General features: G+C 45.8%; 19 protein-coding genes and 2 tRNA genes. 9 read left to right on the top strand and 12 right to left on the bottom strand.

The window, feature by feature from the left end; all coding sequences use genetic code 11:
* Positions 1-257: 257 nt before the first annotated feature.
* The 5 genes from C942_RS04665 to C942_RS04685 all read right to left on the bottom strand — a co-directional run bounded on the left by C942_RS04665 (position 258) and on the right by C942_RS04685 (position 4,760).
* A tRNA-Asp gene (locus tag C942_RS04665) sits at positions 258-334 on the bottom strand.
* Between the two features lie 41 nt (positions 335-375).
* Positions 376-466: transfer RNA gene (locus tag C942_RS04670), tRNA-Ser, on the bottom strand.
* 180 nt (positions 467-646) lie between these two features.
* Positions 647-2,119: a C69 family dipeptidase gene (locus tag C942_RS04675; protein WP_007463042.1), complete on the bottom strand. Its 1,473-nt coding sequence runs from the start codon at positions 2,117-2,119 to the stop codon at positions 647-649.
* 311 nt (positions 2,120-2,430) lie between these two features.
* Complete coding sequence (locus C942_RS04680; RefSeq protein ID WP_157372558.1) at positions 2,431-3,198, bottom strand: substrate-binding periplasmic protein; 768 nt, start codon at positions 3,196-3,198, stop codon at positions 2,431-2,433.
* Between the two features lie 38 nt (positions 3,199-3,236).
* The gene (locus C942_RS04685; protein WP_007463047.1) at positions 3,237-4,760 is read right to left on the bottom strand and encodes a methyl-accepting chemotaxis protein; all 1,524 of its coding nucleotides are present in this window, start codon (positions 4,758-4,760) and stop codon (positions 3,237-3,239) included.
* 601 nt (positions 4,761-5,361) lie between these two features.
* Between C942_RS04685 and C942_RS04690 the strand changes: the two genes are divergently transcribed.
* The 3 genes from C942_RS04690 to C942_RS04700 all read left to right on the top strand — a co-directional run bounded on the left by C942_RS04690 (position 5,362) and on the right by C942_RS04700 (position 6,659).
* Positions 5,362-5,682: a hypothetical protein gene (locus tag C942_RS04690; protein WP_007463049.1), complete on the top strand. Its 321-nt coding sequence runs from the start codon at positions 5,362-5,364 to the stop codon at positions 5,680-5,682.
* A gap of 143 nt (positions 5,683-5,825) precedes the next feature.
* Positions 5,826-6,107: a hypothetical protein gene (locus tag C942_RS04695; RefSeq protein ID WP_007463051.1), complete on the top strand. Its 282-nt coding sequence runs from the start codon at positions 5,826-5,828 to the stop codon at positions 6,105-6,107.
* A 9-nt stretch (positions 6,108-6,116) separates the two neighbouring features.
* Entirely contained in the window at positions 6,117-6,659 is a 543-nt protein-coding gene (locus C942_RS04700) for a redoxin family protein (protein WP_007463053.1), read from the top strand.
* Positions 6,660-6,704: 45 nt separating this feature from the next.
* Here C942_RS04700 and C942_RS04705 read toward each other — a convergent pair whose 3' ends face one another.
* On the bottom strand, positions 6,705-7,190 hold the full coding sequence (locus C942_RS04705; protein WP_036798811.1) for a GNAT family N-acetyltransferase: 486 nt from the start codon (positions 7,188-7,190) through the stop codon (positions 6,705-6,707).
* A 463-nt stretch (positions 7,191-7,653) separates the two neighbouring features.
* On the opposite strand from C942_RS04705, the gene C942_RS04710 reads away from it, so the two are divergent.
* The gene (locus C942_RS04710) at positions 7,654-8,985 is read left to right on the top strand and encodes an SLC5/6 family protein (RefSeq protein ID WP_007463057.1); all 1,332 of its coding nucleotides are present in this window, start codon (positions 7,654-7,656) and stop codon (positions 8,983-8,985) included.
* A 94-nt stretch (positions 8,986-9,079) separates the two neighbouring features.
* Here C942_RS04710 and dbpA read toward each other — a convergent pair whose 3' ends face one another.
* A complete protein-coding gene (dbpA, locus tag C942_RS04715; RefSeq protein ID WP_007463059.1) occupies positions 9,080-10,468 on the bottom strand; it encodes an ATP-dependent RNA helicase DbpA in 1,389 nt (462 codons plus the stop codon).
* A gap of 225 nt (positions 10,469-10,693) precedes the next feature.
* Complete coding sequence (locus C942_RS04720; RefSeq protein ID WP_083882304.1) at positions 10,694-11,965, bottom strand: glycoside hydrolase family 5 protein; 1,272 nt, start codon at positions 11,963-11,965, stop codon at positions 10,694-10,696.
* 295 nt (positions 11,966-12,260) lie between these two features.
* On the opposite strand from C942_RS04720, the gene C942_RS04725 reads away from it, so the two are divergent.
* Positions 12,261-14,849, top strand: coding sequence for a family 20 glycosylhydrolase (locus C942_RS04725; RefSeq protein WP_007463061.1), 2,589 nt, complete (start codon positions 12,261-12,263; stop codon positions 14,847-14,849).
* An 88-nt stretch (positions 14,850-14,937) separates the two neighbouring features.
* Here C942_RS04725 and C942_RS04730 read toward each other — a convergent pair whose 3' ends face one another.
* On the bottom strand, positions 14,938-15,582 hold the full coding sequence (locus C942_RS04730; RefSeq protein ID WP_007463062.1) for a TetR/AcrR family transcriptional regulator: 645 nt from the start codon (positions 15,580-15,582) through the stop codon (positions 14,938-14,940).
* Positions 15,583-16,021: 439 nt separating this feature from the next.
* On the opposite strand from C942_RS04730, the gene C942_RS04735 reads away from it, so the two are divergent.
* Both C942_RS04735 and adeD read left to right on the top strand, forming a co-directional pair.
* The gene (locus C942_RS04735) at positions 16,022-17,437 is read left to right on the top strand and encodes an NCS2 family permease (RefSeq protein WP_007463064.1); all 1,416 of its coding nucleotides are present in this window, start codon (positions 16,022-16,024) and stop codon (positions 17,435-17,437) included.
* 11 nt (positions 17,438-17,448) lie between these two features.
* Positions 17,449-19,212 carry an adenine deaminase gene (gene adeD / locus C942_RS04740; protein ID WP_007463065.1) on the top strand — a complete coding sequence of 588 codons (1,764 nt, stop codon included), beginning with the start codon at positions 17,449-17,451 and terminating at the stop codon, positions 19,210-19,212.
* Between the two features lie 4 nt (positions 19,213-19,216).
* On the opposite strand, the gene C942_RS04745 is transcribed toward adeD, so the two are convergent.
* The 3 genes from C942_RS04745 to norR form a co-directional block, all read right to left on the bottom strand.
* Complete coding sequence (locus C942_RS04745; protein ID WP_007463067.1) at positions 19,217-19,678, bottom strand: methylated-DNA--[protein]-cysteine S-methyltransferase; 462 nt, start codon at positions 19,676-19,678, stop codon at positions 19,217-19,219.
* The gene (locus tag C942_RS04750) at positions 19,675-21,087 is read right to left on the bottom strand and encodes a DNA-3-methyladenine glycosylase 2 family protein (RefSeq protein WP_007463069.1); all 1,413 of its coding nucleotides are present in this window, start codon (positions 21,085-21,087) and stop codon (positions 19,675-19,677) included. Before C942_RS04750 ends, C942_RS04745 begins: the two co-directional genes overlap by 4 nt.
* A 123-nt stretch (positions 21,088-21,210) precedes the next feature.
* Entirely contained in the window at positions 21,211-22,761 is a 1,551-nt protein-coding gene (norR, locus tag C942_RS04755) for a nitric oxide reductase transcriptional regulator NorR (protein ID WP_036799027.1), read from the bottom strand.
* A 355-nt stretch (positions 22,762-23,116) separates the two neighbouring features.
* On the opposite strand from norR, the gene norV reads away from it, so the two are divergent.
* A complete protein-coding gene (norV, locus tag C942_RS04760; protein WP_007463073.1) occupies positions 23,117-24,604 on the top strand; it encodes an anaerobic nitric oxide reductase flavorubredoxin in 1,488 nt (495 codons plus the stop codon).
* Positions 24,604-25,755 carry an NADH:flavorubredoxin reductase NorW gene (gene norW / locus C942_RS04765; protein WP_007463075.1) on the top strand — a complete coding sequence of 384 codons (1,152 nt, stop codon included), beginning with the start codon at positions 24,604-24,606 and terminating at the stop codon, positions 25,753-25,755. The genes norV and norW overlap by 1 nt, the downstream gene beginning before the upstream one ends.
* The last annotated feature ends 4 nt before the right edge of the window (positions 25,756-25,759 follow it).

Here is a 25,759-nt window from a genome sequence, read left to right on the forward strand (position 1 = left end):
CCATCTCTCCGTAAGTGCGGTGAATAATACTGGGCTAATTAAACCCTGTAAACCCTTTTTTTATAAAAAAAACCTTCCTGCTCAACCATTAAACAAAGCAAGAGTATTTCATCAATAAATAAACAGAATTGATTTACCTCGCGACGAAGGGACGAGAGTCAATTGCCCAACATTCCAAGGGTATTCAGTGTCCATAGGCAGACACAAAATTAACACATACGAAAAAGCCCCTGTCTTTCGACAGGGGCTTTAATCAGTGGCGGAGCGGACGGGACTCGAACCCGCGACCCCCGGCGTGACAGGCCGGTATTCTAACCAACTGAACTACCGCTCCAATTCTGTATGAAGCCCGGCTTGCGCCCAACCTCTAGAATGTGGCGGAGAGATAGGGATTTGAACCCTAGATACGCTACAAACGTATGCCGGTTTTCAAGACCGGTGCTTTCAACCACTCAGCCATCTCTCCGTAAGTACGGCAAATAATACTGTGCTATTTAAATGCTGTAAACCCTCAAAATCACTAACCGCTCATCTTTTGTGCCCAAAAAGCCGCATCCGATCATTCCTCAGTCAAAAGAACCCAAAATAAATAGAAAAGCCCCCGAACAATGATGTTTTGGGGGCTTTTTTTCTAATCAGGTAACCTTTACAGGCTCATGATTTTTTTGAACTCTTCTTCAGAGTATTTCTTTTCTGTACTCTTAGTCAGGTCTGTCATCATCTTATAGCGAATTTCTGTCGCCATTGATAATGTACGCTGCAGCTGGCCGTATGAATAATCAGAAGCCATGTTAAGCGCAGCCTGCTTGTCTGACTTATAAAGCGACGTCAGCGTCATATCCAAATTGCTGACCTGCTTGTACAGTTTTGATTCTTCCTTATCCCATGTTTCTTTCAGCATTGGCAGGTACTTATCAGGATTTGCTGATGCCAGTGCTGTCAGGCTACGGAACTGCCAGTAAGCCGACTGATCGGTGTACGTATCGCTACCTGTCTGATAAGGCGTTGGATACTCCTGCAGACTAGAGTAGATTGGTACTAAAACCGATTCAGGCAATACACCGAAGCTCTGCCAGATCAGGCCCTGAAGCTCAAACGGCATTTCTTTACGAAGCTGAATAATGTGGGATTCAAGCTGGCGATCAACACGAATCGGACGCTTGGCTTTCGCTTCAAGCTCTGTACCCTTATAAGTCGCACTCAGCACTTCAGCTACGTCATTGACTGAAATCTTCTGATCCGGCTTCATAAACAGCGGATACTGATCTTGGCGGGTTGCCTGTTTTTCAGATGATGTCAGCATCTTCTGCCCCAACCACTCACGGTCAGTGTTATAGAGATCCCCTGTCACACCAAAGGCTTTAGCAAAATTAAATGACTTCGCATTTGGTTTGTCCAGCAACTGATGCTCTTTAACAAACGCCATCAAACCTTTTGAATGCATCACATCTTTGCTGCTTAGATTAACGCCATGAACGCGCAAGCCATTTGCAATCATTGCGTAGCTGTCATCCGGCACTTTCACTGCAATCCAGTGATGACCTGAACCGATTTCCACCAGCCATGCTTCGTTCACATCAGCAATGTAAAGGCTATTACCTTCACCGGCACCATACTGTTCAACATATTTGCCCAGCAGCGCAACCCCTTCCTTAGCTGTTTTCACCTGAGGTAGGATCAACGTCGGGATCACCGCTTCAATCACTCCATTTTCTACCAATGGATCGGCTTTCTGAGCTTTGTCATTTACTTCCGCACTGGTGGTAGCTGAAATCGCAACATTGTATTCGTTAATACCGCGCTCTTCGTAAAACTTGCCATGGCTATCTACCGTATTCGCATCCCAGTCCGGAATTGCAGAATATGCATAAAATTGCTCCGGCATTGGAACAACCAGGCCATTCCCCAGTTTCCAATCACCAGCTTCATTTTTCTGTGCTGGACGAAACGCAAGGTGTTTATTCCAGTTATTAACACCGAAATCTTCGTTACGGGCAATCATGATACTGCCGTCAACGGAAGCGCCTTTACCCACAATCAGGCCAGTACACGCATTAGCACTCATACTGAGTGCAGACAGAATTGCAGCAGAGACAAGAGTCAAAGACATTTTGTTCATCGTAAATCTCCATATTCGGGGAAAATCCAAGTGAATAATAATTCACAATAAATGCATTAATTACTTATTTATGCTAATTATGTCAATAACTAACGCTATCGCAGTCTATATTTCTATCTAATTGTTTGTTGTTTAGCCGATCACGCTACTGAAATTGGGATTTTCGGAATAATCAATAACATGATCACTTCGATGTTTATTCTCGATTGCAGGTTGCTTCAGGAGAGATTTGATTTAGAAATTGAGTGGTAAGAAAGGCTGAGTTGAAAATGTCCATACCGGCAAAGCAGCAGGTATGGACGGATATAGTTTTACTGCTCGTTAAACGGGAAGGTTTCCCAATCCCACTTATTATAAAGTTGTTGGATTTCACCCGACTTAAGCAATTGAGGGAAACGTTCGTCAAAGATGTCTTTTAGCTGACGTCCGCGCTCATTGTTACTAAATGCCATGTACAAATTAAGCTGCATGATCGGTTTGATTTCATAATCAGCCTCATTGAAATAGCCTTTTTCAATCTCTTCTTCCAGTTCTTCCTTGGCGTCCAGAAAGAAATCCAGACGTCCTGCCTCAAGCAACTTAATCGCCTGTTTTCTTGACTTGTATTCCTTGTTTTTAAACTTGGTATCCATATAGTCGTTATAGCCGTAGCCCTTAATCCAGCCCACATTTTTCCCGGCAAGACTTTGTTCCCCCAGCCAGTTCAGGGCATCATTTTTCTTATAAAGAGCCGAAACCAGATCTGCATCAAAATGCCATTGAGGATACAACACACCATCAACTTCATCAGAATATGCACCAAGCCAGGCATCCGCTTTTTCTTGCTTCACCAAAGAAATGCTTCGCGCGTAAGAGGTTGTGCTGTAATTAACCCGGATACCCAGGGGTTCATAAACCAGCCGCATAATATCCCAGTAAAGACCACTGCCATCCTCTAGAGTGGCATCTTCCCACGCCTCACTTACTAAATTAACGTCAGCAGGATACTCTGCGGCAACAGTGCTCAGGGAAGAAAGTCCCAAAGCGAATACCGATACCGCCAGTATCAGTTTATGTTTGAACTCTTCTATCATATTCATTGTTAATCCTTTCTCATGAATCAGGCTAAAAGCAAATCTCATACCTTGAAGTGGGCAATTTGCTGTTGAAGTTCTGTTGCCAGCTGCGCGGAATCATGACTGAGCTGCTCAGTATTAACCGCGCGATCCACCGTTTCCCGGCTCAACTGCAAAATAGTTTCAACTATTTGATTGATCTCTTTCACCGCATAACTCTGCTCTTCTGAGGCGCTAGCAGTCTCATTGCTCATTTGAGATACCGTGCAGATTGCCGGCGTGATTCTACTGATCGATGTCTCTGCATCAGATGCTTCATCAACAACTAGCTGAACATGTTCCAATGCTTCTACCATCACATTTACTGCATCCTTAGAACCGTTTTGTAGCCGTTCAATAATTTGAGTGATTTCGTCTGTCGAATCCTGAGTTCGCATTGCCAATGAGCGCACCTCTTCAGCCACAACAGCAAAACCTCTCCCCTGCTCCCCGGCCCGAGCTGCCTCAATAGCAGCATTCAAAGCCAAAAGATTAGTTTTGTCGGCAATATCTTTAATCACCACTGTCACAGTACCGATTTGCTCACCGTCTTCGGCCAGTTCCTGAAGTACCTCGGTTGTTCGCTGAACTTTTTCTGCTAACGCTTCAATGTTCTTGACCGCTTGATTAACCACCTGGCAACTGTGTTCCGCTAGTTTCTGCACCTGATCAGCCGAATCAGAGGTAGATATTGCCCCCTGCGCGACTTTTTCATTCGCCTGGCTCATTTGCATAATGGCTTCCGCAATAGTGTGGATACCATCCATTTGTCTATGGAGATCATCATTTGTTTCATGACTTACCGATACCGTAGCACTCACACTGCTTAACACCGACTCAGAGAGTCGCGATACCTGACCAATAATTTGTTGCAACCGGCAGATGAAGTTGTTGATCCCTTCCCCAACCAGGCTGATTTCATCACCGGAGTCAGTATTAAGCCGTTGCCGAAAATCCCCACTTTTTGTGATTTCCACTGTCGTTTGAATGTTTTTACGAAGAGGAGACAGCACGACATGATTAACCAGCAGCATCATCAACGCTGTAATTGCAATTTCCAGCAATACAATCTCGATCGCTAGTTCACGAAGAAACTGTTGCAGTTTGTTATGAACCAAACTGTCATCAATATAAATTGTTACTTCACCAACAGATTGCTGACCGTTGCCATCGTCATAATGCAGTAATGACTGAAGACTATACGAGTTTGAGGATGGTGCCGCGCTAACATCGACAATACTGCCATCTGGTGACTTCGCTCTGAACAACATAAGTTCGCCATCACTCTTTACAGCAATGGCTGCCATAAAATCGGCATTCATCTCTAAATCAACACTTTCAGCCAGAAATTCGAGATCAAAATTCCATACCGATTCCGGCAAGCTGAGCTGTAACCGCTGAAGGCTGTTCTCAGTTCTAACCTGAAGTTGCTGAAAAAGCTGAGAACGCGTTTCATTATAGCTCATCCAGCCAAAACCCGCTAAAAAGCCTGCCACAACAAGGACAAAAGGGGCAATGATCCTTAATTGAATACTCTTTACGTTCATAGGACACCTGTATTGAATTTATTATTCGCTACAGTCTGCTCACGTCAGAGATACGACAAAACTTAAAATGAGCAAATGGCAGCCGCCCGTACAACTAAGATCCTTATCCATAAAGAACCTTACGTTTTTATTCCTATTTCACAATAACCACACATTGCACACGGTTACATATCAATGGTGGACTAAAAAAAGAAAGCATCAAGGAAGGAAACCGATGAAATCATTTAATATGAGACCATGATCGATATTCACACAACTGCGCATTTAAGCATGCTCTCTCATCTCTAATTCAATCCCCCCGTTTCCTATTTTCAGCGCTAAGAGTTGTTAGAAAGGCACTCGTGACTTGTTTTAAAGACAAAAACACATAACTCTCCTAAAAAACGCATGTTTTTTAAGCGTTAAAAAATTCACATTTTGAAAAAAATTTACATACCAATTTTTAGACAAAAAAGTCCTTAAAATCAGCAATGTATTCGCTAAAGGTATTAATCGGTTGTAATTTTTTGTCATAAACAAATGAAATGGTTAGACCAGATTACACAAAAACCGTGATATCTTTCACAAAATCAACTGACCACGTTAACAATAAGGAATAATAATGATCATCTTCAATGTTGATTCAATGAACCTGATCTGCAACACGCTACAGAAAACACCAAAGCAACAATTCAATACATTCTTCTTCAACGACGGATGTCAAAATCACCAGGTTGCTGATTTCACAACCCTTGAAGAATACTTCGATGTACATGGTATGAGTCAGGCGATCACAACTGGTTATAAAATCACCTTTATCGGTGGTGGTGAGCTAGTTACAAAAATGGATGGTGAAAGCCTGCAGGTAATGCCATTCACATGCCAGCCTGAAACTAAAGCTGATTATGGTATCAGCACGAAAGTATCAAAATACATGTTCTGATTTTCTATCAGAAAACATAAAAAATGGCGCGTGATGGTTATCAAAAGAGAAGAAGAAAATCAGTCAGCAGGAAGCAAATCATAGCGCCAAAGCAACTCATCATCTTCAGTTCCAGCGCTTAACAGAGATATCATGAGGTTTAAATGTCATTAACGAACCAATCTGCTCCGTTAAAAAAAATGCTGTCGCTTTGCGAAAAGCTCAAACTAAATATCAACGATGACATTGTTAAATTCTGCATTGCTGCCGTTTTAATGTGCGGCAAACGGCATGATATCAACTACGAACATGCCTTGTTATCAGCCTATAATTCGCCTTCAATAATCCTAATGAATGCATTGCAAGGAACAAGGGAATATCAACTCTTTCTCAAAGCGCTGAACTTCGAAATTAAGCAATACGTAAACCACAGCCCGAGCTTTTAAGAGGATTGTATGTCTATTGCATCGCACAAAGTTGATGGCCTCGCCTGTAAATTTCCTAATGCAGGAACTCAGGCTCCATGCTTTATCCTTGCGGACAACAGTAACACCGATATATCCCTTTCCGATTTAGAAGGAAAAAATATACTGCTCAACATTATTCCTTCTATTCATATTGCCGAATGGGCACAATCACTACGCGATTTGAATCTGCTAGCTGGCAGGAACAAGCATATCCACTGCTTGTGCCTTTCAGCCGATCTACCTTTCGCCATTGAGCAATTCTGTCAAAAGGAAGGGCTCGACTATATCCATACCGCCAGCTTCTTCCGGGATCCGGTTTTCACTGAAAACTATGGACTCCAAATTAATACCGGAGCTTTAAAGGGAATGTCAGCACCAGCGGTGATCTGTCTTAATACAGAAGGAACCATTATCTATAGTCGTAAGTTCCCCCATGACAACTTACTCCATGACGATAAGCTAAACGGCTTTCGTGAAGCGATTAAAGCGCTCTCGTTACAACCTAATGTCCAAGCCGAGTTTACAGTGTAAAAACGAAAGTGTTCCCGCCCGATTCAAACGGGACATCCCACGCTTTTATTTAACTGACAAAGACAAAATATGCTGAGGCCCCACTGGACCGCCTAGATAAAGTTGCTGTGTATCGACAAAGCCACAAGCTAAATACAAAGCTCTCGCTTTGGGGTTTCTCACATTTACTGTTAGCACTAGTTTTTCACTTTGTGGATAGTTGTCTTTCACAAAAGGACCAAGCTGAAAGCACGCTTCTTTACCATATCCCTTTCCCTGGCGAGCTTTATCAATAAAGAAAGATCGTAACCCTAAATCGCCATAAGTCCGGAATGTCTGATGATTGGCAAAACTACGATCAATAAGAAAGAAACCGATCACCAGCTCTTCTGCATCTGTTTCCTTCAGACAAATAACATAAAAATCTTCTTCTGCTTTTTTCTCTGTCCAGGTATCAGATACAGGCAGCACAAACTCAGCCTGAGATTCAGTTACTGATAGCCCGCATAATATCTCATAGTCACTTTCTGTTGCTTTCCTAAGCTCCAACATATTTCCTCCATAAATTAACCCCAAACCACACCCAACAAGACTAATGCATTAGATGGAATATAAGAAACCAAAACCTAAATGATCTTTTTGTGATTTTTCTCTTGATTTAAAACTCACCCAACCTGTTCCAATTGTTCATTTTTTGACTGGATTTTTGAACTAAATCATGCTCTTATGGCTCACCATCTGTGGCGGACACGATTTAAATCAAAAAAGATAAAATCCTTTTATGCGTCAGCCATTTTGAGAGAAATATTTTCTAATTCGAACGTCATATTTCTATCTGAGGGAATTTTTTTCTCCCTTAACGAGCGTATGCTATCGATAAGCATCAGAAAAAAGTGAAAAAAAATGCATGCTGATTTCATAGAACAGCAACGGCAAACAATCACATCAATTCGGGTGTTATCGCAAAAAAAATAAGAAATATGACCCTACATCGATTTATGGCTGGAGAATCATAATGGCCGATTTACTGAATGCTGAGCAGTCAGCACAAACAAGCTATCAACCCGCTTTGCATGGCAAAGCAGACATGACAGAACAGGAATGGAAAGAAGCGATCAAGTTCGACAGCGTCGATATCGGCTGGATCGTGATGAGCATCGGTATGGCCATCGGTGCGGGGATCGTTTTCCTTCCGGTACAGGTGGGCGTAATGGGACTTTGGGTATTCCTTTTGTCTTCCGTTATCGGCTACCCAGCAATGTACATGTTCCAAAAGCTGTTCATTAACACCTTGGCGGAATCCAAGAAATGTACTGACTACCCAGGTATTATTTCAGGTTACCTCGGCAAAAACTGGGGGATCCTATTAGGTGTGCTTTACTTCATCATGCTGGTGATCTGGGTTTTGGTTTACTCGCTTGCCGTGACCAACGACAGCGCGTCATACCTGCATACCTACGGTGTTACCGAAGGTCATCTGAATGACAACGTATTCTATGGTCTTGCCCTGATCTGTGCGTTGGCTTTTATCGGTTCCAAAGGTGAAAAGCTGCTATTTAAACTGTCCGGTTTTATGGCAATTACTGTTTTATCACTAGTTGCCGTGATGGGTATCCTGCTCGTTGCCCGCTGGGATCTTGCTAACATTCCGGCAGTCGGCGACATCGGCCCGATGATCAAAGATGCCATCATCACCCTGCCATTCACCCTGACTTCAATTTTGTTCATCCAGTCTCTGAGTCCGATGGTGATTTCATACCGTTCACATGAAAAGTCCATCGAAGTAGCACGTTATAAAGCAACCCGAGCAATGAAGATTGCTTTCTTCTTGCTATTTTTTATCGTGTTCTTCTTTGCTGTTTCTTTCACTCTGGCGATCAGCCAGGAGCAAGCAACAGAAGCCATGCACAAAAACATCTCAGCACTGGCAATTATCGCTAGCTACTTCCCAGGCAGTTGGGCAACAATCACTGGTATCATAATCAACATCTTCGCGGTTGTTACTTCATTCTTTGGCGTATTTCTGGCTTTCCAGGAAGCATGCCGCGGCCTGGCGATGAACGTGCTGCTGCGTAAATTCAAAGAATCACAGATCAACGTAGCTCTGGTAAACAAACTAGTCACCCTGTTCATCATTCTGCTGGCATGGGGTGCAATTGCTATTAATGCTCCGATCCTGTCATTCACTTCTGTCTGCAGCCCGGTCTTCGGTCTGGTTGGCTGTCTGATCCCGGCTTACCTGGTATACAAGGTTCCGCATCTGGCGAAATACAAAGGCATGGCAACCAACATCATTATCTTTACCGGTATCCTGCTGTGTATCTCTCCACTGCTGGCATTCCTGTAAATAAACCATCGGCTAAGCAAACAGCTGAATAGCCCAAAAACAAAAAACCCGCTTGGTTAACCGAAGCGGGTTTTTTAATATCATTTTTTGGCCATTAGCTGCGGATTTGACGAACGCGGAATGAACGTCCTTTCATCTTGCCATTTTCTAGCTTTTTCAATGCAGGGCGAGCCACATCACGGTTAACCGCGACATAAGCACAGAAATCAAAGACATTGATTTTACCTACCTGGTTACCGGCAATACCGTTTTCACCGGTTAGCGCTCCCAGAATGTCACCGGGACGGACTTTCTGCTTCTTACCGCCACCAATCTGCAAAGTTACCATTGCCGGGCGATGAGTTGGCTGATCCAATAGATGCATCGGTGGTAGTTCTTCACCTTCGATGGTTTTGTCCAGGTAGTCTTCAAGCAGAGCAATCTTATAGTGTTCTTTGTCACTGAAGAATGAGCAAGCCACACCTTTACTACCTGCGCGACCAGTACGGCCAATACGGTGAACATGGACTTCTGTATCTCGCGCCATATGGTAGTTCACTACCGCGTCCAGAGATTCAATATCCAAACCACGCGCAGCAACATCGGTTGCAACCAGCACAGAAGCACTCTTGTTGGCAAAACGCACCAAAGTCTGGTCACGATCGCGTTGTTCCAAATCACCATGCAGAGCAATCGCACTGAAACCGTAATGCTCCAGCTCATCAGCCACTTCCTGAGTTTCTCGCTTGGTATTACAAAATACCACTGTTGATTCCGGACGATGGTGAGACAGCAACAGACGTAATGCCGTCAATCGTTCATCGTTGCTGTCTACCTTGTAAAAATGCTGTTGAATGCTGCTGTTGTCGTGAGTGGATTCCACCTTCGTCATCACCGGTTTAAACATAATGCGTTCGGCAATTGACTTGATCTGTGCCGGATAGGTCGCACTGAACAGTAAAGTCTGGCGACGCTTCGGTGCAGCATCAATAATGGCATCCAGCGCGTCCTGGAAGCCCATTTCCAGCATACGGTCAGCTTCATCCAATACCAACAGATTCAGGTTATCAAGATTCAGGAAACCTTTACGGACATGCTCTTCTACTCGCCCAGGTGTACCGACAATAATGTGTGCACCATGCTCCAATGAACCGATTTGCGGTCCAAACGGCATACCACCACAAAGTGTCAGCACCTTGATGTTGTGAATAGTACGAGCCAGCTTACGGATTTCTTTCGCTACCTGATCAGCCAGTTCACGCGTCGGGCAAAGCACCAGCGACTGAATCCGAAAACGCTTCACATTAAGAAGGTCCAACACACCCAGGCCAAATGCAGCAGTCTTGCCCGAGCCTGTTTTACCCTGTGCAATCACATCTTTACCAGCCAGAATATGCGGCAGACTCTGCGCCTGAATTGGTGTCATCGAGTTATAACCCAATGACGACAGGTTTTTAAGTAACTCTGGTTTCAAATCCAGGGTCGAAAAGTCAGTCTGGCTCACAGTCAGTTTCCTATTTGGTTCAGATAAGATGCCGGGCGAATTATCACGGCAACAAAGGAGGGTGCACAAGTTCTCACTGAGGCTAGCCGGCCTTTCCCCGTTAACCTCAACCCAATACACCAGCAAGGGCAGCGACACTACCAGTCTTTGACGATAAATGAAACAAAAAACGGGAAGACCGCAGATCTTCCCGTTTATCGGTTATTTAAACCAGCTTTAAAAACATCACACATGATACTTTTGCGGGTTATTGTGCATATCAAGAATTTCAACAATCAAATCACCGGCGTCAGTGAGATGAGTTTCATTCCAGCCACCATTTGTCGGCATATCCGGAATTTCGTTTTCAGGTTTAAGAACTGATGACGCTTCATCAACATTAGATAGTTGCCAGTTAACTGAACTGATACCACGGTTATCCAATTCAACCTGCCACGCTAATGACTCATCCCGATAAACCTTACCATCGCCAGATTCATCCACACTCCCCCACTCAGAAACCATAACTGCCTTATTGGCATTAAGCGCAGTATCGATGCCGTTAAGAATATCCTGACCTATCTGAGTATCCAGACCATGAGATCCAGCATAGTAGTGCGCACTGTAAATGACATTTTCATCGATAATATCTGCATTGACAGCAACTTCAACCTTCTGACACCATTCTGGCGTACCGACAATGATTAAGTTTTGTTTATTGCTCGGCGAATTTTCCCGAATGGTGTTGATCATTTCGTTCGCCCAAGGGACATAAATGTCATGCCATTGATCTACAGTTTCAATGCCATTCTCTCTGTTTGGCTCATTACCCAATTCAAAAATCACATTAGGTAAATGGCCGTAAATTCGAGACATTTCTGCAAAGAACTCTTTAGCTGCTGTCCAATAAAAATTCTCACCACCAGATCCGTCATTTTGATTCCAGATCCAGGGGCTATCATTGAGGACATGCCAATCAATAATGACGTACTGTCCGGAGGCAACGGCTCCGGCGACCAATTCAGCCACTTTACCTTTCAAAAAACCACTATTGATATAGTGGCTGCTATAGACGCTACAACCATCTGCCCCCTCACCCAACGAGCATTCATCTTCATGGAAATAGCCACCATAGTCAGGGGTATTCAAGCTGGTATACACAGGCGCGCGAACTATCTGTGATCCCCACGTTTCAGCCATGTAAGAAACAGAGCGGGCATTAGCAAACGCCTTAGGCCCTATATTTTCTCCCTCTTTCGGACCAAATCCCAACCCATAAAAACTGATCCCTTTAAGCTGAACATCACTTTCAGCTTTTAAGCTATATATTTTGCCATTTCTAATTTCTAAATAACCGTAACGGTCAACAGCAGATCCTTCTGGTGCTGCAATGTTCTCAGATAATTTGATATTCATAATTTGCTTTCTCATTTTTATTGAAAAATAAGCCAACCGGAAAAAACAACTTAATATCTCCAACAAAATCGTAGAGCAGAAATTATTATTAACATAACCCATCACCTGTATTTACTCTCTTGTTTGAATTCCCTAGCAAAAAAAACAACCAACTCACATATCAATTTCACATTAACATTCCCTGAAGCGATAAAATCAAAGTTAACAGCTTTTTACTCTTCAAAAAGTTATTGCGCAGTCGATCGCAAAAGCATGTCAACAGCAATTATCCGTTACCAATAACTTGATAATTGGGAATAAAAATAAGAATGTAATTTGATGTAATCGCTAATAACATTTCTATCGCCAATACTCTTTTTCATACTCTTTGTTTTCAACGTAAAATAAGGGGGGAAATATGATAAAAAAACCACTGCTGTCCATCGCACTTGCGGCAGCATGCTGCTCACAGGCTTATGCCATTACACCTGCAAGTTTAAACCAGCTCGGAAACGGACTTGATGTCACTTACAGCGTGCTAGATAACACCCAGGATGAATGGCGCACATTCCGAGGAGCACTGTCTCTGACCAATAACAGCGCGACAGACTTACCGGCATCTGGCTGGGCTATCTATTTCAGCCATATACGCATGTTTAAAACTGTCGCCACATCGGCACTAAAAGTTACCCATGTGAACGGCGATATTTTCAAGCTCGAACCAACTTCGCAGTTCCAACCTCTGAAACCGGGAGAAACATTTAACTTTGAGTTTGATGCCGGTGACTGGCTGGTTGCAAAAACCGATGTCATGCCGAACTGGTATCTGGTATCTGAAGATAAAGGCCAGGAAATTACCGCGCTCATCACCAGTACCAGCAACACTATCAATGGCAAAGTACCGGTAAAACCTAGCGATGAATTACCTTTCGTCAGCGACTTTACTTCAGCCAAGCAATGGAAACGCTACAACAGCAGTGCACTGGCTGATCATTACGACCCGTTTACAGCAAAAGACCGCTATGAGCGTAACGCCGATCTAAACGAAATCGACAACCTTGCCGGCGTTGTTCCAACACCAGCGGCGATAACAGTCGGTACAGAAACTGTCACCCTAAATAATAACTGGGTTGTTACCTTCGACAACGGCTATCAGGAGCAGGCAGAATATTTGGCCAAACAGCTGGGGCTACAAACAGTAAACTGGACGCCTGCGACATCGAATACCATCCACATCGGTTGGGGCTCAGTGACGGTTGACGGCCAGCAAAAATGGGCTGAAGCTTATAACCTTGACGTAAATACAACCACCAACACCATCAAGATCAAAGCCGTTGATCAGGCCGGAGCCTTTTATGCCGCACAAACCTTACTACAATTGAAAAACGGTATGGCGATTCCGTCAGCCAATGTTGCCGATGCTCCTCGCTTCCATTACCGCGGCCTATCTATTGATACTATCCGTAACTTCCGCAACAAAGATTCTATGCTTCAGTTGCTGGAACAAATGGCAACATTGAAACTAAATAAACTGCACCTTCGTCTTGCCGATGATGAAGGCTGGCGTATCGAAATTGCAGCTCTGCCTGAACTGACAAAAGTGGGTTCAAAACGTTGTCACGACGTCACAGAGCAGAAATGTCTGCTGCCGTTCCTGGGCGCGGGTCCAGATGGCACAGCTGAATCAAACGGCTTCTTCTCAGCCGAGGATTACCGTGAAATTCTTCGCGTCGCCAAGAATCTGAATATTGAAGTCATCCCTGAACTGGATATGCCGGGCCACGCCCATGCCGCAATTAAGTCAATGGAAGCCCGCTACCACAACTTCATAAAGCAAGGTGATGCTGCCAAAGCCAACGAATACCTGCTGACTGATTTCAATGATAAGACTGAATACCATTCAGTGCAGATGTTCAACGACAACGCAATGAATGTATGCATGGAATCAACTTACAAGTTCGTGGATACCGTTGTTGCCGGACTGGTTGCCCTTCATCAGGATATCCAGCCACTGAAAACCTTCCACTTCGGCGGCGATGAAGTTGCCGGAGCCTGGAAAGACTCCCCAATTTGTCAGAACTTTATTGCCAACAATAACAAAGGCGTGACGGATGTTTCAGAACTCAGCCGCTACTTTGTAGAACGCATTTCGACAATCACCGCCAACCATGGCCTGAACCTGGGCGGCTGGGAAGACGGCCTGATGCACAATAACAAGGTTTACCCACGTAGCCAGATGGTTAATAAGCAAGTAGCCGGTAACGCATGGCAAAACATCTGGGAATGGGGTGTTGCCGACCGAGCCTACAACCTAGCTAACAACGGCTACGGCGTTGTTTATAACCAGGCCAGCCACTTCTACTTCGACCATCCGTACGAACCAGATCCGGAAGAACGCGGCTATTACTGGGCACCTCGCTTTACCGATACCCGTAAGTCATTCGGCTTTATGCCTGATGATCTGTTCGCTAACGCCGACTTCACCCGTGCCGGTGTACCAATCACCAAAGAAGAAGTACTGGCTAAGGCTGGTGTGAAATCACTTGAGCGTCCGGAGAATGTTCTGGGTCTGCAAGGGTCAATCTGGGCGGAAACCATTCGTACAGAAGAGCAATTCGAGGGCATGCTGTTCCCTCGCGCTATTGCACTAGCAGAACGTGCATGGCATACCGCACCATGGGAAGCCCATGACAATAACAAGGTAGCAGCAGATAAACCTGCACGTAATGCAGATTACAACCGCTTTGCTAACCTGCTCGGCCAGCAAATCCTGCCGGATATGGAAGCCGATGGCATCAGCTTCAACCTTCCGGTTCCGGGTGCTGTCATCGAAGCCGGTGTGCTCAAAGCTAACTCGCCATTCCCTGGCCTTGCTATCGAGTATTCAACCGACAATGGTCAAAGCTGGCAGGCGTATGATCAGGCAAACCCACCAGCGGTAGCTGCACCGGTTAAAGTACGCACTGTATCCGGCGAACGTAGCAGCCGCACAACAAATGTGAACTGATTAACCTGTAATGAAAAATAGAAACAATGTGCCATAAAGCAACTCAATAGAACAAAGCCCCGATTTGTAAGAACAAATCGGGGCTTTATTAATTCACTGCACAACCATATAAGAATAAACGGATATTTTGCCGGTATAACTGTTCCAAATAAGCAATGGTTTCTTCCTGTGAACAATTTTCTCGTTTAAGTGGATAAAAGAAAAAAGGCATCATCACCAGCGCATTAAAGCTGTCTTTTAGCAGGCAGACATCTAGTTTCGGGTCGATAAAACCTTTTCCCTGTAAAGTGGTAAATATTTTTATATGGAAAGCGTCGGTATAAGCCAGAATGGATTTATCAATAAAACTTCGTCGTGGCCCATCTTTCAGTACCAGGGTTTTATATATAATTCCGAGCAATTCCGGATGTTCAATATCCAGATAAAAGATCGTCATAAATAAATCTTCGATGGTATTGCGGGTTGCAGAGGCTTTTTCCAACTGATTCAACCTGGCAAAGAATGGGGAATAAATATCGTCAAACACCGCCTTATATAGCCCTGCTTTGCTTTTGAAATAGTAGCTAATCAAAGCAACATCAACGCCCGCGTCAGCGGCTATCCGCCTTGTAGTAACCTTCTCATACGGGTGCTTCATAAACAACTTTCGGGCAATCTCCAGAATCACTTGCTGACAACAAGTCTGATCCGCCTCCTGCCTTGGCCTGCCACGGGTTTTAGCTAACGCATTCATTCCTTTCCTGATCGATTGCAAAATATTTGGCTGATTACACCTTAAACAAATTCAGAAAAAACCAAACCTGTTCATATTTCTGATATTTGGTAATGAATACCCCAAAAGCATTTGATTTAAATCAATCCATTATTAACGAATTCATCAAATGACTAACTTTGCGGAATAATAAAGCCAATAAAGTGAGAACCCGATCAACCTGTTTATTCATGACCTTTACTTACAATAAAGTTGAGCAATACCAATATATAAAAAGCATAACTTGTCGTGCCTGAGGTCTTTAAAATCGAATAGTTACAATATGAATCCGACATTTTCTATATAAATAGAAATGAATTAAAAATAGAGCCAATTAATACAATAATCATACTATGGGTTCATGTGAACTATTCCCGCCCGGCACTTATCTGTCAGACAGAAGATAGAAAAGGAATCTCTTATGAACGTACCTGGAAACGAGAATAGTGCCCCCGTCAATGAGCTCCCCGGAAGCTCTGTCCCTACGCCGCAACAATCTTCACAGCAACAAAACAGCCAAACCAGAAATCCGCCCGGTTTCATCGAACGTTTCTTCAAACTCTCCGCCCATAACACCACCCTCTCCACAGAAATTATCGCCGGGATCACCACTTTTATGACCATGGTTTACATCGTCTTTGTAAACCCGCAGATCTTGTCTGCCGCCGGAATGGATCCCAGCGGGGTTTTCGTGGTGACCTGTATGATCAGTGCCCTAGGCTGTATCGCCATGGGGCTGATTGCCAACCTACCGATTGCACTGGCGCCGGCCATGGGGCTTAACGCCTTCTTTGCTTTCTCCGTTGTTGTCGGTATGGGAATAAGCTGGCAGACCGGTATGGGTACCATTTTCTGGGGGGCGATCTGTTTCGCCCTGATGTCGCTGCTTGGGATCCGCTCATGGATCCTGAGTAACATTCCGCGCTGCCTGAGAATTGGTATTCCGAGTGGCATCGGCCTGCTGATTGCGTTAGTCGGCCTCAATAACGCTGGCATCGTGGTTGCCAGCCCGGCCACCATGATCACCGTCGGCGATTTAAGCTCATTGCAATGCGTGCTCGGAGCCCTGAGCTTCTTCATTATCGTTATCTTAGCTTCCCGTGGTATTCATGCCGCTGTGCTGATTTCCATCGTGGTCGTAACTACCATTGCCGCAATAATGGGCGATGTCACCTTCACTGGTGTTATCTCAATGCCACCAAGCATTGAGAATACCTTCGGCCAGCTCGATATTGCAGGCGCTTTAGATCTGGGACTGGCCGGTGTGATTTTCTCCTTTGCCCTTGTCAGCCTGTTCGACAGCTCCGGCACCATGATTGGGGTAACGGAAAAGTGCGGAATCACCGATGACCGTGGCCGCTTCCCTCGGATGAAACAGGCCTTGATGACAGACTCAATTACCTCCGTAACCGGCGCCTACATGGGCACCTCTACTGTTACCGCTTATATCGAAAGTTCGGCTGGGGTTGCCGTCGGTGGACGCACAGGTCTGACTGCGGTTGTCACCGGACTGCTGTTTATCGTCGTGATTTTCTTCTCACCGCTGGCTGCCATGGTGCCGGGTTATGCCGTAGCCGGTGCTTTGGTTTACGTCGGTATTCTGATGTCATCCGGCCTTGCAAAGGTGAACTGGGGCGACATGACAGAAGCAGCTCCCGCTTTTGTTACTTGCATCATGATGCCGTTCAGTTTCTCTATTACCGAAGGGATCGCAACCGGATTTATCACCTATTGTGTAATGAAAGCAGGCAGCGGGCGTTGGCGTGAAATCCACCCCGGCGTCGCCATTGTTGCACTGCTGTTCATTATTAAATTTGTCTTCGTCGACGGTCATTAATCAGGAGAAAAATGATGTCGAATCTAATGCACAAACATACCCAACAAATCAGCAGGGAACAGCTGCTCCGAATACTCGCAGTACAACGCAGAGAAAAACCTGCGGCACTGAAGCTGACGAACCTCTCTGTGCTTGACCTGATCAACGGCGAAACAATTCCCGGCCCGATTGTGATCGACCAAGGACATATCGCCGCCGTTGGCGCAGAAGCAGAATCGCTGAACGCAGAACGAACGTTAGACTGCCACGGCCAAACAGCCGTTCCCGGCTTTATTGACGGCCACATGCACGTTGAAACCTCAACCATGACCCCGTTTGAATTTGAACGGACAACCCTGCCGCTCGGCACCACAAGTATTGTCTGCGATCCCCATGAACTGACCAATGTTATCGGTAAAGAAGCTATCGAGTGGTTCCTGCGTTGCAGCGAGATGATGACGCAAAATATGTTCGTCCAGATCAGCTCCTGTGTTCCGGCCGTGGCCGATCTTGATATCAACGGCAGTGATTTTTCCCTGGAAGAGATGAGAGCCTTTGTCGGCCACCCGCATGTTCTCGGCCTGGCCGAAGTGATGGACTATCCTTCCGTTATCAACGCCAATCCGGCGATACACGATAAACTTTCTGCCTTCAGCGGCCTCAATATCGACGGTCACTGTCCTCTGGTCAGCGGGCTTGATTTGTCAGCCTATGTTACCAGCGGCATCCAGAACTGCCACGAAACCACCAACTTTGAAGAAGGAAAAGAGAAGCTCACCAAAGGCATGGCGGTAATTCTGCGTGAAGGATCGGTAGCGAAAAATCTTGATGCTCTGGCACCACTCATCACCGAATACAGTTCCCCGCAATGCCTGCTGTGTACCGATGACCGGAATCCACATGAAATCGCCAAAGAAGGCCATATCAACTATATGGTTAAACGGCTGATCCAGCATCACAACATACCGCCGCATCTCGCTTATCGGGTTGCATCATGGTCAGCAGCCCACCACTTTGGTTTGCGCCGCCTTGGCCTGATTGCTCCCGGTTATAAAGCAGACATCAACCTGGTTCAGGATCTTCATCAGGTTGATATCCAAAGGGTGCTGATTGGCGGTCAATTTGTTGATGAACTCAGACTCGACGAATCAGTTACCAGTAAACTGGAAGCCTCTGCCCCACCGTTGCAGCCAACTATGCAGCATGCTCCCCTCACAGCAGAAGAACTTGCAGTCTCACTACAAAACGGGGATTACCATGTCATTGAAATTGTCCGCAATGAACTACTTACCAACCACCTTGTCTGCCACTACGACGGACAAGAGTTCGATCAACCGGGTATCAACAAGCTGGCTGTTGTTGAACGCTACGGCCACCAGCTACCGCCGGTAATGGGACTGGTAAAAGGATTTGAACTCAATCAAGGAGCCATCGCGACCAGTGTTGGTCACGACTCTCATAACATTGTCGCTATCGGCGATGACGAACAGAGCATAGCCCTGGCAGTTAATCACCTGTTAGATATCGGCGGTGGTTACTGCGTCGTCCGGGATGGAAAGGTGACAGCCGATCTTAATCTGGCGTTAGGCGGGATCATGAGTCTCGAAAGCTCTGAAAACATCACCAGCCAAATCGTAGCATTGAAAGCAGCGGCAAAGGCGATCGGTATTACCGTTGACGAGCCATTTGTTCAGATGAGCTTTCTTGCCCTGCCGGTGATCCCATCACTAAAAATCACCGTAAAAGGGCTGGTTGATGTCGAACAATTTAAAGTCATCGAACTACAGAAGGAGTGATACCTTACTGACGGCTCGCACCGCTTTCATGCTCCAATAGCCAGACTTTTAAGTCCAAACCTCCGGCATAGCCTGTCAGCTTGCCGGAGCTGCCAATCACCCGGTGACAAGGGACAATAATCGGAATCGGATTTTTTCCGTTTGCAGCACCAACTGCCCTTACCGCTTTCGGATTGCCGATTTGATTGGCGATATCAGCATAGGAGCATGTTTCACCGTAAGGTACATGGTTAAGTGCCTGCCATACCTGACGCTGAAAATCGGTACCGTGCATCTTCAGCGGCACATCAAAATCCTTCAGCTTGCCATCAAAATAAGCGTCCAACTGCTGGCAACAATTGGTTGAGACTGAATTAGGCTCCTGTACAGCCTCAGGATCAGCATCAAACTCAATCGCAATAACCGCTGAATCATCAGCGACAATATTCAGCCAGCCGATCGGAGTGTTTAATAGCTGATTATTCATGACAAAAGGCTCCATAAATACAAAGTCAAATAGCTGCGCCAGGGAGCAGCGAGAGTATCATCAAACGAGGTTGGCAGCATCTCTAGTGCCTTCTTTACACCCAAATCACCGGAGAGAAAAATATCCGGGTCGCTGAGCCCCCTCATTCGCAGGTAGTTCACTGTCCACGGGCCAATTCCCGGCAGCTCCAACAAGGCTGCGTGATCATCCAGGGAATTATCGCTGGCCGCATAATCTGAAAACAGCCTCAACGTTTCCCGTCTGCGTTGCGGCATCTTTAGCTTTTCAAGATCAAAGCGACTGACCTGCTCCGGGCTCGGAAAAAAATACGGTGTTTGTGCCGAATCCACCGACTTATGATTATCCGGATTAAGTGCCACAAACTGCCCGACCAAATTTCGTGCTGCTTTCACTGACACCTGCTGCCCCAATATCGCCCGGATCCCGGCTTCAAACGGGCTCCAGATTCCCGGCAGACGAATCCCCTCCATCGCCAACGACTCACAACCCAGCGCCCGACTGAGCTGACTTTCTATCAACCGAACATCAGCATCCAAATCCAGACAGCGGCGAATATTCTTAATCACCCGAGGTAAATAACTGAGTTCTGAAAGCTGTAACTCAACCCGAAAAGAAGCTTTATCCGGCTGATGATGCGCGGTGAAATAACCAAAACAGTTGCCATAATGAAATGTCCGACCGTAACTGTTATCGCCCAGCCATTCGAGCCCGGGGATCAAACGTGACGCGAAGAACTGTTGCAGATAAGCCCAGTTATATGGCGGACGATAAGCCAGGGTAATTTCAATGCTTTTACCTGCAATCTTTTTGCCTGTTGTAACCGAGCCTTTACCCTGCTTACGGATCTGCGTCGGGGTAAGGGAGAACTGTTGCCTGAAACAGTCATTGAACCTGCGAATACTGTTGAATCCGCAAGCCAGTGCCACATCGGTTATAGGCATTCGGGTATCATGCAGCAGCTTTTTCGCCAGCAGGCACTGCTGATACAGACTGTATGATTTGGGTGACAAGCCGATTTCATCGCTGAACAACTGGCGCAAGTAACGCTCAGTGATCCCCAACCGTTCGGCAAGGCGGGACAACGGATGCTCAGACAATGCCCCTTCATCAATCAGGCGCAACGCACGATTCAAAGTGGCATTTTTCCCCAACCATGCCGGAGAGCCGGGCGCGCTGTCAGGGCGACAACGCAAACAAGGGCGATAACCAGCATTAGCTGCAGCTATGGCCGTCGGAAAATACTCGACATTTTCTTCTTTCGGGGCCGGAGCCGGACACACTGAACGGCAGTAAATACCGGTGGTTTTCACCGCAGTAAAAAACAGCCCGTCATAACGGTGATCTCTGGCAAGTCTGGCTTGCTGGCATTGGGCGGAGGTCAGTTCCACAACTCGGTTCTCTTCCTGTTTTAACGTCCTTATGCCTTTAGTCTAAAGACATTAACCAGTAAAACTAGCCAGAATCGGTAGTGAATACTGGCACTCCGAGCTGCGATAAATCAATCCCTGATCCTATTTCAAATTCAGGCGTTTCATTAAGCGGTGTAAATTGCCCGGATTGACTTTCAACTGCTTCGCTGTTGCGCTCAGGTTTTTATTGTTCTCCAGATAAGTACTTTCAACCAACTGAGTCTGAAATTGATCCACAGCTTCTTTTAATCCAAGTTGCCGGTATTCATTCATATCAGTATCTGTAATGACATCTGGCTGGTATTCGGTATTTTGTGAACCGACTGACTCACCAGAAAGATTAAAATGCCCCGGCTGCAATATAATCTGATCTGTCTGGCTGTTTGATTTTGCGATAACCGATGCTCTGTTTATCGCATGCTCCAGTTCACGGACATTACCGTGCCATGGATAGCTCTGAATGATAGACAAGGTTCTCGCATCAAAACTAATATTGGCTACCGCTAACTTATGTGCACAACGCTCAGCAAAGAAGCCAGCAAGAAGAACAATATCTTTATCCCGCTCTCTCAATGGCGGAACAAACAAAGGAAATACACTCAGGCGATGATATAAGTCTGCTCTGAAACGACCTTCTTTCACTTCCTCATGCATTACACGGTTGGTAGCTGCAATGATACGAACATTCACCTTGATATTTCTATCGTCACCTACTCGCTGAATATCGCCGTATTGCAAAGCTCTGAGTAGTTTCGCCTGTAAAGGAAGCGATAATTCACCAACCTCATCTAAAAACAAGGTTCCGTTATCCGCCAGTTCAAATTTACCTTTACGGTTACTGATTGCTCCGGTAAATGCCCCTTTTACATGCCCGAACAGTTCACTTTCTGCCACTGATTCCGGCAGCGCGGCACAATTCAGGTAAACAAGAGGGTGATCTGCGCGAGCAGATTGAGCATGAAGGGCATTGGCTACCAACTCCTTACCGACACCCGTCTCCCCCATAATCAATACAGAAAGATCCGTATCAGCCACTGCATCTACCTGCGCCTTAAGCTCGAGCATAGACTGTGACTCTCCAATGATCTCAACTTGCTGACTAAGCTTGTGAGAGCGTCTTGGCGTGCTGGCTTCGATCCCTGCCGATCTCTCCAGTTTTTCCATCAACAGTGCTGTGTTCAGGCTACTTGCTGCCAGCGCACTGATAATTCGCAGGTCGTCATTTTTGAAGTTATCGAACTGAGTCGGATCAAAGGCATCTATTGTTACCGCGCCTATCAGGCGGTCTTCCAGCATAAGCGGTAAACCAATACAGGAATGGACTTTGAGCTCTTCCTCATGACTAGGGATAAGACCATCATAGGGGTCTGGCAGATCACTGTCAGACGGAAAACGCACAATATCACCCGCCCTTGCAATGGCTTCGAGGCGTGGGTGCAGTTCAACATCGAATCGTCGCCCGAGTACATCGGCACTCAAGCCATTAATGGCCAGCGGAACAAACTGCTGATCACGAAATAGCAGCAAGGCTGAAGCATCACAATTCAGCGTCTGCCTGATTGTTGAGAGCAATCTGTCGAACCTGTCCTGATCAGAGATACCAGATGTAATATCCAGTGCGACCTGTATCCACTCTTTCCCAACCTGTTCCATAACCATGTTCGTACCCATAAGCTTTGTTTTACTAAGAAAGATTGTATCTCAAAGACAATCATTCATCTTTGTCCAAATGATAAAAACACACCAAGCATGAATTTACATATCTGATTTAAAGCAAAAAAAAACGAATCCACTTTGAATCTAAATGTCTAATTAAAATTCTCTGGATTTTATCAAACGCCTTTGTCATTTAAACAACAATTATCCTTATGACAATACGCCCAATCATATCAAATTGACAAAACAAGAACCCACAAAACCATAAACCACTGATAAATAAGAAAATAAAAAACTGGCACACATCATGCTCTTATATCTGAAAACGTCGTAACTGTTTTAAGGAAATAAGATGACTATTCATGTAAAAAATAACATCCATTGGGTTGGTCAACGTGATTGGGAAGTTCAGGACTTTCATGGTACCGAGTATAAGATGACCAAAGGTACCAGCTATAACAGCTACCTGATCCGTGAAGAAAAAACAGTGCTTATCGATACTGTCGATCACCGATTCAGTCATCAGTTTATCCAAAATCTAGAGATGGAAATCGACCTGAAAGAGATCGATTTTGTCGTAGTTAACCATGCAGAAGAAGACCACTCCGGCGCGCTTTCAGCACTGATGGAGAAAATACCAGGTACACCGATTTATTGTACTGAAGCGGCGATCGATTCTATCGTTGGCCATCACCACCACCCCGAGTGGAACTTCAAAACAGTTAAGACGGGCGACACCATTGATATCGGTAACGGCAAGCAGCTTATCTTTATTGAAGCACCTATGCTGCACTGGCCGGATAGCATGATGACATATCTCACCGGTGATGCTGTTCTGTTCAGTAATGACGCTTTTGGCCAGCACTACTGTGATGAGCACCTGTTTAACGATGAGGTAGATCAGAATGAGCTAATGGAGCAGTGCCTGCGTTATTACTCCAACATCCTTACGCCGTTCAGCAATCTGGTGACCGCCAAGATTAAAGAGGTACTGAGCTTTAATGTCCCGGTAGATATGATTGCCACATCACACGGTATTGTATGGCGCGATAACCCAACTCAGATTGTGCACCAGTACCTAGAGTGGGCTGATAACTACCAGGAAGATCGTATCACCATCTTCTACGACTCTATGTCGAACAACACCCGCATGATGGCTGATGCCATTGCCCAGGGGATCCACGACTTTGATCCGAAAGTGGCGGTTAAGGTATTCAATGTTTCCAAACACGATAAGAACGAAATCCTGGCTAACGTATTCCGCTCAAAAGGTATCTTTGTCGGCTCATCCACAATGAACAACGTCATGATGCCTAAAATCGCCGGTATGCTGGAAGAGATCACTGGCCTGAGATTCAGAGGCAAAAAAGCGGCAGCCTTCGGCAGTTACGGCTGGAACGGTGGTGCGGTAGACCGTATTCACGCTCGCCTGACAGATGCCGGATTTGAAACTGCACTGAGCCTGAAAACCAAATGGCGTCCGGACGGCAAAGCCATGCGCGAGTGCCGTGAACACGGTCGCCAGATTGCTAAGCAATGGGCTATACATTCAGAAGCAACCCTGCCTTCAGCTCCGACTCAGTCAACAACCAAACCAGAACCGATAGCGCCGATCGCAGAAGTCGTCCCAGCCAAACAAAGCTCTCACCCGGCAGACTGCCAGTGCATGATCTGCACCGTATGTAACTGGATTTACGATCCGGCGACTGGTGAGCCGAATCAGGGTGTTGAACCTGGTACACCGTGGAATGAAGTACCGGATTACTTCCTGTGTCCGGAGTGCAATCTGGGCAAAGACGTATTCATTGAACACAACAAAAGCAATGGGGAGGCAGCCTGATGACAGATCCTCTTATCATCATTGGTAGCGGCTTTGCCGCTTACCAACTGGTTAAAACCTTACGCCGTAAAAACAGTGATATAGCCATACAGGTATTTACGACGGACAACGGTGATGAGTACAACAAACCGGATCTCAGCCATGTCTTTAGCCGTCGGCAGACCGCTAATGACCTAGTCTCAATGACGGGTGAAGCATTCGCCAGCCACTACCAGGTAGAACTGTTTGCAAATACCAGAGTAGAGGCGATCGACGCTGAGGCGCACTCCATCATCGCTAACGGCACCAGTTACCGGTACGCGAAACTTGTTCTGGCAACCGGTGCCAACGCTTTTGTACCCAAACTCAAGGGTAATGCTGTCGATAAAGTGATCACCCTTAACAGCCTGCAAGAGTACCGGGAGTCTCAACAGCATATCGCAGGCTCTCAGCGTATTCTGATCATGGGCGGCGGACTTATCGGGGTGGAACTGGCAATGGATCTGGCATCCAGTGGCAAACAGGTTCGGATTGTTGAGCCGGGTGAACAACTGATGGCGAGTGTAATGCCAGACTTTGTTTCAACACCTTTGGAGAAACAGCTACGCAATGATGGTCTGCAAATTGATAGCCGTAACTATGTTACCGCGATTAATGACGCTGACGACGAACTGGCGGTATCTACCAACAATGGCACTGAATACCGGGCTGATTGCATCATTTCAGCCGCCGGACTGCTTCCAAATACTGCGCTGGCAAAACAGATCGGAGCAAACGTAAATCACGGTATTGTTGTCGATAGTCAACTGAGAACCAGCATCAAAGATATCTATGCACTTGGCGATTGTGCTGAAATCAACGGCAAGGTAATGGCGTTTCTACAACCGATCATTCTGAGTGCGAATACGCTTGCCAGTCACCTGCTGACCGGAGCTGGCGAGCTGAAAGTTCCGGCCATGATGATCAAGGTAAAGACACCCAACTATCCCGTTCAGTCTGGTGGACAATTTAACGCCGAATCAAAATGGCAGGTTACGTTTTCAGACCAAGGGGTACTGGCAAAAGCCTATAACCGGGAACAGCAACTCACAGGTTTCGTGGTCACCAAAGAGAATGTAAACCAGGCATTTCCGTTATTTCGAGAACTTCAAACAGCTAATTCAAAGAGCTAGGAGA

This window comes from Photobacterium marinum (assembly GCF_000331515.1).
Classification (GTDB): domain Bacteria; phylum Pseudomonadota; class Gammaproteobacteria; order Enterobacterales; family Vibrionaceae; genus Photobacterium; species Photobacterium marinum.